This is a genomic window from Nocardioides sp., assembly GCF_025964975.1.
Taxonomy (GTDB): Bacteria; Actinomycetota; Actinomycetes; order Propionibacteriales; family Nocardioidaceae; genus Nocardioides.
Genome location: NZ_JAOPXV010000199.1, coordinates 1 through 12,274 on the forward strand (window position 1 = coordinate 1; position 12,274 = coordinate 12,274).

The 12,274-nt window shown below is 70.3% G+C and carries 12 protein-coding genes and 1 pseudogene; 6 read left to right on the forward strand and 7 right to left on the reverse strand.

What is annotated here, in order from left to right; translation table 11 throughout:
• Nucleotides 1-377, forward strand: a pseudogene (locus JWN68_RS15360) (methionine ABC transporter ATP-binding protein); the annotation flags it as partial.
• Here the strand turns inward: JWN68_RS15360 and JWN68_RS15365 are convergent.
• Nucleotides 362-1,561: a PP2C family protein-serine/threonine phosphatase gene (locus JWN68_RS15365; RefSeq protein ID WP_297740453.1), complete on the reverse strand. Its 1,200-nt coding sequence runs from the start codon at nucleotides 1,559-1,561 to the stop codon at nucleotides 362-364. The pseudogene JWN68_RS15360 and the gene JWN68_RS15365 sit on opposite strands and share 16 nt — an antisense overlap.
• Nucleotides 1,562-1,683: 122 nt before the next feature.
• Between JWN68_RS15365 and JWN68_RS15370 the strand changes: the two genes are divergently transcribed.
• Complete coding sequence (locus tag JWN68_RS15370) at nucleotides 1,684-2,640, forward strand: alpha/beta hydrolase (protein WP_297740454.1); 957 nt, start codon at nucleotides 1,684-1,686, stop codon at nucleotides 2,638-2,640.
• 24 nt (nucleotides 2,641-2,664) lie between these two features.
• Here the strand turns inward: JWN68_RS15370 and JWN68_RS15375 are convergent, their stop codons facing one another.
• The 4 genes from JWN68_RS15375 to JWN68_RS15390 are packed head-to-tail and all read right to left on the reverse strand — an operon-like array spanning nucleotide 2,665 to nucleotide 5,910.
• Complete coding sequence (locus tag JWN68_RS15375) at nucleotides 2,665-3,423, reverse strand: sulfite exporter TauE/SafE family protein (RefSeq protein ID WP_297740457.1); 759 nt, start codon at nucleotides 3,421-3,423, stop codon at nucleotides 2,665-2,667.
• Nucleotides 3,420-4,553: an SPFH domain-containing protein gene (locus JWN68_RS15380; protein ID WP_297740459.1), complete on the reverse strand. Its 1,134-nt coding sequence runs from the start codon at nucleotides 4,551-4,553 to the stop codon at nucleotides 3,420-3,422. Before JWN68_RS15380 ends, JWN68_RS15375 begins: the two co-directional genes overlap by 4 nt.
• A gap of 53 nt (nucleotides 4,554-4,606) precedes the next feature.
• Nucleotides 4,607-5,068 (reverse strand): NfeD family protein, encoded by a 462-nt coding sequence (locus JWN68_RS15385; protein WP_297740461.1) that lies wholly within the window; start codon nucleotides 5,066-5,068, stop codon nucleotides 4,607-4,609.
• Between the two features lie 41 nt (nucleotides 5,069-5,109).
• Complete coding sequence (locus tag JWN68_RS15390; RefSeq protein WP_297740463.1) at nucleotides 5,110-5,910, reverse strand: ABC transporter ATP-binding protein; 801 nt, start codon at nucleotides 5,908-5,910, stop codon at nucleotides 5,110-5,112.
• Nucleotides 5,911-5,965: 55 nt separating this feature from the next.
• Between JWN68_RS15390 and JWN68_RS15395 the strand changes: the two genes are divergently transcribed.
• Entirely contained in the window at nucleotides 5,966-6,685 is a 720-nt protein-coding gene (locus JWN68_RS15395) for a hypothetical protein (RefSeq protein ID WP_297740465.1), read from the forward strand.
• A 63-nt stretch (nucleotides 6,686-6,748) separates the two neighbouring features.
• Nucleotides 6,749-7,969, forward strand: a complete 1,221-nt coding sequence (gene serB / locus JWN68_RS15400; RefSeq protein WP_297740467.1) for a phosphoserine phosphatase SerB — start codon at nucleotides 6,749-6,751, stop codon at nucleotides 7,967-7,969.
• 31 nt (nucleotides 7,970-8,000) lie between these two features.
• On the opposite strand, the gene JWN68_RS15405 is transcribed toward serB, so the two are convergent.
• Together JWN68_RS15405 and JWN68_RS15410 are read right to left on the reverse strand one after the other, a co-directional pair.
• Entirely contained in the window at nucleotides 8,001-8,813 is an 813-nt protein-coding gene (locus JWN68_RS15405; protein WP_297740469.1) for a putative protein N(5)-glutamine methyltransferase, read from the reverse strand.
• Nucleotides 8,753-9,283, reverse strand: coding sequence for a histidine phosphatase family protein (locus JWN68_RS15410; protein ID WP_297740471.1), 531 nt, complete (start codon nucleotides 9,281-9,283; stop codon nucleotides 8,753-8,755). Before JWN68_RS15410 ends, JWN68_RS15405 begins: the two co-directional genes overlap by 61 nt.
• 33 nt (nucleotides 9,284-9,316) lie before the next feature.
• On the opposite strand from JWN68_RS15410, the gene JWN68_RS15415 reads away from it, so the two are divergent.
• Complete coding sequence (locus tag JWN68_RS15415) at nucleotides 9,317-10,312, forward strand: cyanophycinase (RefSeq protein WP_297740473.1); 996 nt, start codon at nucleotides 9,317-9,319, stop codon at nucleotides 10,310-10,312.
• Nucleotides 10,313-10,379: 67 nt separating this feature from the next.
• On the forward strand, nucleotides 10,380-12,274 hold a 1,895-nt coding region (gene cphA / locus JWN68_RS15420; protein WP_297740475.1), incomplete at its 3' end, for a cyanophycin synthetase.

A 12,274-nucleotide genomic window follows, 5' to 3' on the forward strand; every position in this document is an offset into this window, starting at 1 on the left:
GGGCGCTCAACGTCGAGCGCGGCACCACGCTCATGCTCACCACCCACGACCTCCAGGACATCGAAGCCCTGTGCGACCGGGTCATCGTCATCGACCACGGGACGGCCGTCTTCGACGGGTCCCTCGGCGGCCTGCACGAGCTGGGCGGGTCGTCACGGACCCTGGTGGTCGACCTGGTCGACGTGTCGGACCCCATCGAAGTCCCCGGAGCAGTGGTCAGGAAGGTCGAGGGACCGCGTCAGTGGCTGTCGTTCCCCTCGGACGCGAGCGCCGCCCCCATCGTGGGCGCGGTCGCGGCGTCCTACGACGTCGCCGATTTGTCCATCCAGGAGCCCGACATCGAAGAGGTCATCCGTGACCTCTACTCGAGGGGCTGACCGAGGCGGAGCCGCCTGGGACGCGGAAGCGCCCAGGACCCCGGCGCCCAGCGACGCCGAGAGGCTGCGGACGGGTCCTCGATCGTCGGACCCACACGCTCGATGATGATCACCGCTCGGTCGTCCTGACCGCGCGGCACGTGGCGCAGGATGCGTCCCGCAGCACCCTCGAAACCGAGCTGCACCGCCTGGCGAGCCGTCTCGAGCAGCCAGTTGATCCCGTCCTCCAGGTCTCGGCCACGGGCCTCGACCACACCGTCGGTGTAGAACAGCAGCGCCTCCCCCGGGGCCAGCTGGCCGGTGCTCGACTCGAAGTCCGCATCGGGGGTGACGCCCAGCGCCATGCCGGCGGAACCGTCGAGGATCCACGCGCCCTGCTCGCGATCCCACCGCAGGGCCGGCGGGTGACCCGCACTCGTCACCACGTAGTGACCCGTCTCCACGTCCACGAGGAGGTGCACCGCGGTGGCGAAGGCCTCCTCGGAGTCCTGCCGAAGCAGGAAGGCGTTGGCCGCCCTCATCAGCTCCTGCGGCGCCATCCCCCCGACCAGTCCCCCCAGCGCGCCGGCGAACTGCAGGGCCTGGGGCCCGACCGCCAGGCCCTTGCCCGACACGTCGACCAGCACCATCTCGAGATGGCGCCCGTCGCTCATGTCCGCCACCAAGAAGTCACCGGCGTAGCGCGCACCGTGGGCGGACAGCATGCTTGAGTGGGACTTCCATCCCACGGGCAGGTCCGGGATCGCTGCCTGTGACTGCAGCCGGTCGCGGAGGTTGGCCAGCACCTGCTCGCTGAGCGCAAACGGGAGACCGGAGCGCTGGCTCCTGGACTGGTAGAGGACCAGTGCCCCGGAGAGGACGAGCGTCATCATGGCCGCGAGCTGGGCCTGCAGGGGGGCGCCCTCGTGCGCCGTCGAACGCGCCGCGGCGACGAGGATGAGAGCACTCAGCAGCACCAGCGGCGGATATCTCAGCACCAGCACGCCGAGGATCAGCCAGACGAACCAGATCGAGAAGGGCGTGACGGGGATGGTCCACGCGACGAAGAACGAGACCACGACCCCGATGCTCAGGACGCCGAACGCGTAGGCCTGGCTGCCGCGAGAGCCGGTCCGCCAGCTCGCGACGCGGGCGTCCACATAGGCGGAGACGCGTCCTCCCACCTTGGTCAAAGTCCGCGCCACGCGCAGAGCCTAGGGGGCCGGACGGCCGCCCCGAGGGGCAATGGGAGAACTGGCCCGGATCGTCGACCGGCGGTCCCGCAGGGCGCCACCCACCCGATGGTCGACTCCGTTAGCCTCCGGGCATGACCGACGCCTTCGACACCGACGTCCTCGGCGCGCCGTACACCCAGCAGACCCTCGACCTCGGCACCGACAGCGAGGGCGAGGTGGTCGCCACCCTTGTCCACCTGGCGGCCACCGTGCCGACCGGGCGCGCCGTCCTGCACGTCCACGGCTTCGCCGACTACTTCTTCCACACCGAGTACGCCGAGTGGTGGGCAGCCCGCGGCTACGACTTCTACGCCGTCGACCTGCGCAAGTACGGCCGCTCGCTCCGCGAGCACCAGACCCCCAACTACGTCGAGGACCTCACGGAGTACTACGAGGACCTCGACGCGGCGTGGGCGGTGATCACCGCCGACCACACGTCGGTCCTCGCCACGGCCCACTCCACCGGTGGGCTGACCCTGCCGCTGTGGCTCCACGAGCGGCAGCCGCCCGAGCTCGCCGGGGTGCTCCTCAACTCGCCGTGGCTCGACATGCAGGGCGCGGCGTGGCTGCGCTCGCTGCCCGGACGCGCTGCGCTGGACCAGATCGGGGTCCGCCAGCCCCGGCGCGTCATCCCCCGCACCGTCAGCGGCTACTACACGCGCTCGTTGCACCGGGACCACGACGGAGAGTTCGACTTCAACCTCGAGTGGAAGCCGATGCAGTCGTGGCCGGTCTATGCAGGATGGTTGCGTGCCGTTCGTCAGGGTCACTCCAAGATCCACCGCGGGCTGGACATCGCGGCTCCCACCCTCGTCCTGTCGTCGAGTCGCACTGCCTACCCCTCCGAGATGGGCGAGGACGTCCACACCAGCGACGTGGTGCTCGACGTGCGGCAGATCCGCCGTTGGGCTTCGTCGCTGGGTCCGCACGTCACCAGCATCGGGATCGAGGGGGCCCGGCACGATGTCGTGCTCTCGCTGCCCGACGTGCGGGCACAGGTGTATGCCGAGATCGACCGGTGGCTTGCGGCGTACGTCGAGGACGACTGACCGCAGGGCCCGTGGCGCGGTCGGTCAGGTGAGCAGGGTGATCAGCGCCGTCAGTCCGACGACCACGATGAAGGCGCGCAGGAGCGGTGCCGGGAGCCGTCGTCCGATCGAGGCGCCGAGGATCCCGCCGACGACGGCACCGACCCCGATCAGGGCGACGACCAACCAGTCGACGTCGGCGAACACGGCGAACAGCACGCCGGAGACTCCGTTGACCAACGCCGCCAGGACGTTCTTGAGGCCGTTGAGTCGTTGGAGGGCCTCGTCGACGCCGATGCCGAGCACCGCCATCATGAGCACGCCCTGCGCCGCACCGAAGTAGCCGCCGTAGATCCCGCACGCGAACATCAGCGGCCAGACCCACCAGGCGCCTCGCGCAGGCAGACCTCCCGTCGCCTCGTGGCGCCGCGCGACCCACGCCGAGATGCGTGGCCCCGCGACGACGAGGACCAGTCCGAGCAGGATCAGGGCAGGCACCACGGCCTCGAAGGCGCCCGGCTGCCACAGCAGGAGGAGCCCGCCCAGGAGGCCACCGGCCCCCGAGGCGCTCGCCAGGTGGAGGATGCGGGCCCGCTGCCCGCGGAGCTCGCGTCGGTAGCCGATCGCTCCGGTGACCGATCCGGGCACGAGCCCGATCGAGTTGGAGACGTTCGCCGTCACCGGGGGGATCCCGAAGGCCAGCAGCGTCGGGAACGTGATCAGCGTCCCCGATCCCACCACCGTGTTGATGGTGCCCGCCGCCACGCCCGCGAGGGCGATCAGCGAGGCCTCGAGGAGGCTCACGCCGTCGGGGGCTCCTGGGCGGGGGCCTCGACGGGCGCAGGCTCGACGGGGGTCGCTGCGGGTGCCGACACCGGTGCGGCGGCCGCAGGCGTGCGGCTGGCGGACTCGGCTGCCGCGATGGCCTCCTGGACGACCTTCTTGGTCGATCCCTCGTCCGAGGACTGCGGAAGCTGCGGCTCCGTCGGACCCATGTCGACGCGGGTGCGTGGCGTGGCGTCCTGCGGGATCCCGGCGATCTCGTGGATGGAGGAGCCGAGGCCCTCCAACGCCTTGGTGATCTCGGAGGGGATGACCCACACCTTGTTGGCGCTGCCCTCGGCGATCTTCGGCATCATCTGGAGGTACTGGTAGGCCAGCAGCGACTGGTCGGGCTGCCCGTCGTGGATCGCCTGGAAGACGGTCTGGATGGCCTGGCCCTCACCCTGGGCGCGCAGGATCGAGGCCTCCCGGTCGGCCTGGGCGCGCAGGATCTGCGACTCGCGGTCACCCTCGGCGTTGAGGATCTGGGACTGCTTGGACCCCTCGGCCGTGAGGATCGCCGCCTGGCGCTGGCCCTCGGCCGTGAGGATGACGGCACGCTTCTCACGGTCGGCGCGCATCTGCTTCTCCATCGAGTCCTTGATGGAGGGCGGCGGGTCGATGCCCTTGAGCTCGACACGGTTGACGCGGATGCCCCACTTGCCGGTGGCCTCGTCGAGGACACCACGCAGCCCGGAGTTGATGGAGTCGCGGCTGGTCAGCGTCTCCTCGAGGTCCATACCGCCGACGATGTTGCGCAGGGTGGTCATGGTGAGCTGCTCGATGGCCTGGATGTAGTTGGCGATCTCATAGGTGGCCGCGACCGGGTCGGTGACCTGGAAGTAGATGACCGTGTCGATCGAGACCACGAGGTTGTCCTCGGTGATCACGGGCTGCGGCGGGAAGGAGACGACCTGTTCGCGCAGGTCAATGAGGTAGCGCAGCCGGTCGACGAAGGGCATCAGGAGGTTGAGTCCCGCGGGCAGGGTGCCCTTGTACTTGCCGAAGCGTTCCACGATGCCGGCACGCGCCTGCGGGACGATGCGCACGCTCTTGGCGAGCGTCACGATCACGAACAGGACCAGCAGGCCGAGCAGGATCAGGCCAATCATGAGGGCTCCCTAGGGTGACGACGAGCGTGGGTGGACGGTGCTGGACGGTCTGGTCAGGACTCGAGCTGCGCAACGGGGTGGACGATGGCGGTGGCGCCGCGGATCTCGAGCACCTCGACCGTCTCGCCTGCGGCGATGCTGAGGGTCTCGTCATAGGGCTCGGCGGTCCAGAACTCGCCGGCGAGCTTGATCCGGCCCGGAGCCAGCGGGGAGATGTCAGCGGTCACGGTGCCCTGGCGCCCGACCAGCTTGCCGTGCCCGACGGCGAGCTCGGGTCCCCCGTGGAACCGCTTCACGACGGTGGGTCGCACCAGGGCCAGCGCGGCGACCGAGACCCCGGCGAAGGCGACGACCTGGATCGCGATGGGCAGACCGAGGACGGCTGCGACCATGCCGACGACGGCGCCTGCTGCCAGCATCACCAGGATCAGGTCGAGACTGAACATCTCGGCCACACCGAGCACGATGGCCAGGCCCAGCCAGGCTTCCCACGCGTGCCTCAGGATCCACTCCATGGCCGGAGCCTATCCCCTGCCGTCGCGTGGCAAACACGGCGTCAGGACGCGCTGTGCCGCGCCTGCCGGCGGGCTGCGAACCTACCGTCCTCGTAGGCCACGCGAAGCGGCATGCCGAAGGTCCTGGACAGCGTCTCAGGGGTGATCACGCGCTCCAGCGGGCCGGATGCGACCACACGACCGGCCTTCAGCAGGAGGGCATGGGTGAACCCCGGCGGGATCTCCTCCACGTGGTGGGAGACGAGCACGGTTGCGGGTGAGTCCTCGTCGAGCGCCAGCACGGACAGGGTGGAGACCAGGTCCTCCCGCCCCCCCAGGTCGAGGCCGGCGGCGGGCTCGTCGAGCAGCAGCATCTCGGGGTCGGTCATCAGCGCCCGGGCGATCTGGACCCGTTTGCGCTCGCCCTCGCTCAGCGTCCCGAAGGTCCGCTCAGCGAGGTGACGCGCGCCCACCTCGGTCAGGAGCGAGACGGCCCGCTCGTGGTCGAGGTCGTCGTACGTCTCACGCCAGCGTCCCAACATGGCGTAGGAGGCGGAGACGACGACGTCGTGGACCCGCTCGCCGCGCGGGATGAGGTCTGCCAGCGCAGCGCTGGTGAGGCCGATCCGCGGACGCAGGTCGAACACGTCGACGGTGCCCAGGACCTCGCCCAGGATGCCGGCGACCCCTTCCGTGGGGTGGATCTGCGCCGCGGCGACCTGGAGGAGCGTCGTCTTGCCGGCTCCGTTGGGGCCGAGGACGACCCAGCGCTCGTCCTCCTCGACGGACCAGTTGATCTCGTGGAGGAGCGTTGCCCGACCACGCCGCACCGTGAGGTCGGCGAACTCGATCACGGCGCTCATGCGCCTCACCCTAGCGGCGACCTGCCACCCCGACTCGCGCGTATCGTTGCGAGCCGTGTCCCTCGACCTGCCCCTGTCAGCCCGCCTTGCCTGGTGGCTGACGGCCTGGCTGCGTGGTCACGAAGTCACCGACCACGTGCTCGACGCTGTCACCGACGGCGACCTGGGCCACGTCGTCGACGGGTTGCCCGGGGGTACGGCGATGACGGACCTCCTCCTCGAAGCGAGGCGCTCCGGGGCGGCCGGTGCCGGGCTGGCGCTTCCCGTCGAGGGCGACCCCTTAGGGCTCGGTGGTCCGCGGGAGCTGAACGACGCGGCGCTCGCCGTGGGTGAGGCGGTGGTGTTCGGCGCGTGGGCAGTGGTGCCGGAGGTGGTCGGCGAGGTGGCTCACTGGCGCGTCCGACCGGCCGCGCCCCGCCAAGTGCCGGACGTGGGCGAGGCCGACCGCACGCTGCGGGCGACCCTGATCGGCGCGGCGGACCTGCTCTCCGACCTCGACGTCGCTCACTGGCGGCCCGAGGCAGCGGACGAGCTGATGAACCTGCGCCACCGACCCGTCCTCGCTGCACCGTCCGGGACACCACCGCGCTGCACGGACCTGGCCGCCCGTGGCCTGCAGGGGTGGGCCATCGCCGAGCTCGCCCTCGGGGACGACGGCGGCGCGCTGTCTGCCCATGAGATCGAGGCACGCCGCGCGGCTCTGCGCCCGTTGGAGCGCGCGTCCAGGCGGGCGCTGGTCGCGGCGTGCTCGTCGGAGGTGTGGCCGGACCCCTGACCACGCACTGACTGCTGGACGAGTGCGGCCACCCTCTCCTGCGGCGCATAGGCTTCTCCCGAGATGAGCGACGTGGAAGAGACTCCCAAGACCCTCCTGATCACCATCACGGGCAAGGATCGCCCCGGTGTCACGTCAGCGGTGTTCGCGACGATCGCCGCTGCCGGTGTAGAAGTGCTCGACCTCGAGCAGATCGTGCTTCGCCGTCGCCTGGTGCTGGGCCTGCTGGTCACGGCACCTCGTGACTGGAAGAAGCTGCGCGCGGCGATCGAGGAGACGGCCACCGGCCTCGGCATGAGCGCCGAGGTGCTGCGCGGCCAGGGCGACAACCAGCCGCGGCGCATGGGACGTTCGCACGTGACCGTCCTGGGCTCCCCCCTGAAGGCCTCCGCCATGGCGGCCATCACCGGGCGGATCGCCGACTCGGGGGCGAACATCGACCGGATCGAGCGCATGGCCCGCTATCCGGTCACCGCCATCGACCTGGCCATCTCGGGCGTCGAGACGGACGTGCTGCGTCCGTTGCTGGCCGCCGAGGCCTCCCACCAGGGCATCGACATCGCCGTCCAGCCGGCCAACCTGCTGCGCCGGTCCATGCGACTGATCGTCATGGACGTCGACTCCACCCTGATCCAGGGCGAGGTGATCGAGATGCTCGCAGCCCACGCCGGCTGTGAGGACGAGGTCGCGCGGGTCACCGACCAGGCCATGGCCGGCGAGCTCGACTTCGAGCAGTCGCTGCGGGCACGCGTGGCGCTTCTCAAGGGCGTGCCGGCCAGCGCGATCGACGAGGTCTACGAAGCCATCACCCTGGCTCCCGGCGCCCGCACCCTGGTTCGCGTCCTGCGGCGGCTGGGCTACCGGTTCGCCCTCGTGTCGGGCGGCTTCAGCCAGATCACCGACCGGCTCGCTGCCGACCTGGGCATCCACTACTCGCGGGCCAACGAGCTCGAGATCCTCGACGGTCTCCTGACGGGCCAGGTGCTCGGCAGCGTGGTCGACCGGGCGGGCAAGGCGCGGGCGCTGCGCGAGTTCGCGGCCGACATCGGCGTACCGGAAGGCGCCACCATCGCGATCGGCGACGGTGCCAACGACCTCGACATGCTCAACGCCGCCGGATTGGGCATCGCCTATAACGCCAAGCCCATGGTGCGCGACGCCGCCGACGCAGCGGTCAACGTGCCCTACCTCGACACGATCATGTACCTCCTCGGCATCACCCGCGAGGAGATCGAGGCGGCCGACGCGGATGCCGGCATCGTCACCCCCGCTCCCCCCATCTGAGTCGCCGCTCGGACCTGAGTCTCGGGAAGACTCAGGTCGAAGGCCGGCGGCCGACGACCACGCACGCTCCGATCTCTGGGTCCGTGAGGACGTCGGACGAGAACCCCGCCTCGTGCATCGCCCCTGCCGTCAACGACGCCTGCGACACCGACGTCTCGATGACCAGCACCCCATTCGTCGAGAGCCAGTCCATCGCCTGGGCCGCGATCCGGCGATGGAGGTCCACCCCGTCCGGTCCCCCGTCGAGGGCGAGGCCCGGCTCGTGATCGCGCGCCTCGGAGGGCATCAGCGCCACCTGGTCGCTCGGCACGTAGGGCGCGTTGGCGGCCAGGACGTTCACCCGTCCCCTGAGGGTCGCGGGCAGGTCGGCGTACAGGTCGGACAGGTGGACCTGACCGCTCGGCACGTTGACGCGCGCGCATTCCAGCGCGGCCGGATCGACGTCACCGAGGTGGATCTCAGCGGCCCGCACGGTGGCACCGACCGGACCCACCCCGCAGCACAGTTCCAGGAGCACGGCGTCAGGTCGAGCGTGCTCGCCGGCCGTTCGAGCCAGCAGCTCGGTGCGACGCCTGGGGACGAACACGCCGGGCCGGACGAGGAGTCGCCGTCCTGCAAAGGCCACCCAGCCCAACAACGTCTCGAGTGGCTCTCCCCCGATGCGGCGGCGAACCAGCGCCTCGAGTGACGCACCGGTGAGGTCCGTGCCGATCAGGAGCTCGGCCTCCTCCTCGGCGAACACGCAGCCCGCGGCCCGCAGCCGCCGGCCGAGCTGGTCGACGATCAGGAACGTCCGGCTCGGAAGGCACGCAACGATGCGGACGCGAACTCCAGGTCTGTCCACGCATCGACGACGTCGAACACGGTCATCGCGCATGGCGGATAGCCACCCACCATGGCGGCGCTCGCAGCCGCGTCGCCACCGCCGTCGTCGAGCAGCTGGGCGAGGTAGGCGATCGTCGGGTTGTGACCGACCACCATCACGGACCGTGCATCCGCCGGTGCCTCCCGGAGCAGGTCGAGGACAGTGTCGGGGCTCGCGGCGAACAACGCGGGCTCGATCACTGGCGCCAGCTCCCAGCCGGCCGCCTCCGACATCAGGGACCACGTCTCCCGGGCGCGGGTGGCGCTCGACACCAGCGCACGGTCGGGGACGAACCCGGACTCGGCCAGCCACCGTCCGGCCTCCGAGGCGTCGGCCCTGCCCTTCTCGGTGAGCAGCCGCGCGTGGTCGTCCTCGCCCCACGCCTCCGCTTTGGCATGGCGCACCAGGACCAGACGGCGTCGCGCGGGGGCGGGGTCCGAACTGGTCACGCGGTGATTCTCCATGCCGATAGCCTGCCTGTCATGCCTTCACCCCCGACGCCCGGTCCCCTGATGATCATCGGAGGTGCTGAGGACAAGCTGCGCAAGCGCGCCATCCTCAAGGACTTCGTGGCAGCGAGCGGAGGCGCCGACGCCAGGATCGTGGTGATCCCGACCGCCTCCTCACTCGGACCGGAGATCAACGAGGTCTACGAGGCGCTCTTCACCAAGCTCGGCGCAGCCGAGGTCCGTACGGCCCGTCCGGAGACGCGAGAGGACGCCCACGATCCCGACCTCGTGCAGGCTCTCGAGGACGCCACCGGCATCAACATGACGGGCGGCAACCAGCTCAAGCTCTCCGGCGCCATCTGCGGCACACCGTTCGGGGACGCGATCGTCGATGCGCACGAACGGGGCGCCGTCGTGGCGGGCACCTCGGCCGGTGCGAGCATCCAGTCCTCGCACATGGTCGCCTTCGGGGCGGGTGGAGCCACTCCCAAGCAGCGGATGACCCAGGTCGCTGCCGGGCTCGGTCTTGTCACCTCGACGGTGATCGACCAGCACTTCGACCAGCGCAACCGCTACGGGCGGCTGCTGATGATCGTGTCCCAGAGCCCCCAGCTGCTCGGGATCGGCGTGGACGAGGACACCGCGGCGGTGATCGAGGAGGTCGACGGGCACGAGGTCCTCCGGGTGACGGGCCGCGGGTCGGTCACGATCTTCGACCCCGACCGCATGGTGACCAATGCGCACGAAGCCCGGCAGTCCGCCCCGCTGCTCGCGAGCGGCGTCGTCCTGCACGTGCTGCCGGCCGGTTCGGCGTACGACATGACCACCCGCACGCTCGTCCCACCCACGCACACCGTCGACGAGAGCGAGGCGGCCGAGATCGCCGAGGCCGGGCGCGACCTGCGTCGGATGGCCCGCGACATCGCGGCAGGCGACGTGTCCCCCACCAACCTGCGCCGGCGGATGACCCGCCATCGAAAACGGCTGAGCGTCTCGCCCACCCCACCAGCAACTGACGGAGACAAGTGATGAGCGAGCGAACCAACAGACACTGCGCGAGTGCCTCATGCGCGCACGGAGCGAAGCGAGTACGTGCATGAGTGAGCGGCCCACCCCCGACCTGACGATCCTCGAGACGCGCATCTACCGCGGTGCCAACGTCTGGTCCTACGACAAGTCGGTCCACCTGGTCGTCGACCTCGGCTCGCTCGAGGAGTTCCCCACCAACACCCTGCCCGGCTTCAGCGAGGAGCTCGTGGCGATGCTGCCCGGCGTGCGCGAGCACTCCTGCTCCCGCGGCCGGCGTGGCGGGTTCGTGGAGCGCCTCAACGAAGGCACCTGGCTGGGCCACGTCGCCGAGCACGTCGCGCTCGCGCTCCAGCAGGTGGTGGGCCACGACATCCGCCGCGGCAAGACGCGCATGGTCAAGGGCCGCAAGGGCCACTACAACATCGTCTACGGCTACATCGACGAGCAGGTCGGCATCGAGGCCGGCAAGCTGGCGGTCCGCCTGGTCAACCATCTCGTCGAGGGAGATCCCGACTTCGAGTGGGAGTCCGAGCGCGACGCCTTCATCCGCCGTGCCGAGCGCACCGCCTTCGGCCCGTCCACCCAGGCGATCGTCGACGAAGCCGTCTCCCGTGACATTCCATGGATCCGCCTCAACCAGCACTCCCTCGTCCAGCTCGGTCAGGGTGTCCACGCCAAGCGCATCCGCGCCACGATGACCAGCGACACCAGCTCGATCGCCGTGGACATCGCCTCCGACAAGGACCTGACGACCACCCTGCTGGGCGCTGCCGGGCTGCCCGTGCCCAAGCAGGGTTCGGTGCGTACGGCGGACGGTGCCGTCCAGGTCGCGGCGCGGATCGGCTACCCCGTGGTCGTGAAGCCGCTGGACGGCAACCACGGACGCGGCGTGTGCCTGAACCTGCAGGACGAGGCGGACGTACGCAACGCCTTCCCCATCGCCGCCGAGCAGTCGCGCCGCGGCGTCGTGATCGTCGAGTCGTTCGTGACCGGCAAGGACTACCGCTGCCTCATCATCGACGGGCGCATGGTCGCCATCGCCGAGCGGGTCCCGGCCAGCGTCACCGGAGACGGCACCTCCACCGTGGAGCAGCTGGTCGACCTCACCAACGCCGACCCCCGTCGTGGTGTCGGGCACGAGAAGGTGCTGACCCGGATCAAGGTGGACGCGGCCGCCCTCGACGTGCTCGAGGGCCAGGGCCACTCCCTGACCTCCGTCCCGGCCGAGGGTGAGACGGTCCGGCTCGCCCTCACGGGCAACATGTCGACCGGTGGGATCTCGATCGACCGCACCTTCGAGGCGCACCCGGAGAACGTCGAGATCGCGGAGGAGGCAGCCCGGATGGTCGGCCTCGACATCGCGGGCATCGACTTCATCTGTCCCGACATCACCGAGCCGGTCCGCGAGACCGGCGGGGCGATCTGCGAGGTCAATGCCGCTCCGGGCTTCCGGATGCACACGCACCCGACCATCGGGGAGCCGCAGTTCATCGCCAAGCCCGTGGTCGACATGCTGTTCCCGGCCGGTGCGATCTCGCGCATCCCGATCATCGCGGTCACCGGGACGAACGGGAAGACGACCACGAGCCGGATGATCGCGCACATCTTCAAGGGCCTCGGTCGCAAGGTCGGCATGACCTCGACCGACGGTGTCGTCATCGACGAACGCCTGGTGATCCGCGCCGACGCCTCCGGTCCACGATCGGCCCGGATGGTGCTCCAGAACCCGCGTGTCGACATGGCGGTCTTCGAGGTCGCTCGGGGAGGCATCCTGCGCGAGGGCCTGGGCTATGAGCGCAACGACGTCGCGGTGGTGCTCAACGTCCAGCCCGACCACCTGGGCCTGCGGGGCATCGACACCCTCGAGCAGCTCGCCGACGTCAAGGCCGTGGTGGTCGAGGCGGTGCCCCGCAACGGGTACGCCGTGCTGAACGCCGACGACCCGCAGGTGCGGGCGATGCG

What these genes read in the sequence shown, in the direction of transcription:
- JWN68_RS15390 (WP_297740463.1), bottom strand. Translation starts at nt 5,910, where the DNA reads ATGAGCGCCGTGATCGAGTTCGCCGACCTCACGGTGCGGCGTGGTCGG.
- serB (WP_297740467.1), top strand. Translation starts at nt 6,749, where the DNA reads ATGAGCGACGTGGAAGAGACTCCCAAGACCCTCCTGATCACCATCACG.
- JWN68_RS15380 (WP_297740459.1), bottom strand. Translation starts at nt 4,553, where the DNA reads ATGATTGGCCTGATCCTGCTCGGCCTGCTGGTCCTGTTCGTGATCGTG.
- JWN68_RS15370 (WP_297740454.1), top strand. Translation starts at nt 1,684, where the DNA reads ATGACCGACGCCTTCGACACCGACGTCCTCGGCGCGCCGTACACCCAG.
- JWN68_RS15415 (WP_297740473.1), top strand. Translation starts at nt 9,317, where the DNA reads ATGCCTTCACCCCCGACGCCCGGTCCCCTGATGATCATCGGAGGTGCT.
- JWN68_RS15385 (WP_297740461.1), bottom strand. Translation starts at nt 5,068, where the DNA reads ATGGAGTGGATCCTGAGGCACGCGTGGGAAGCCTGGCTGGGCCTGGCC.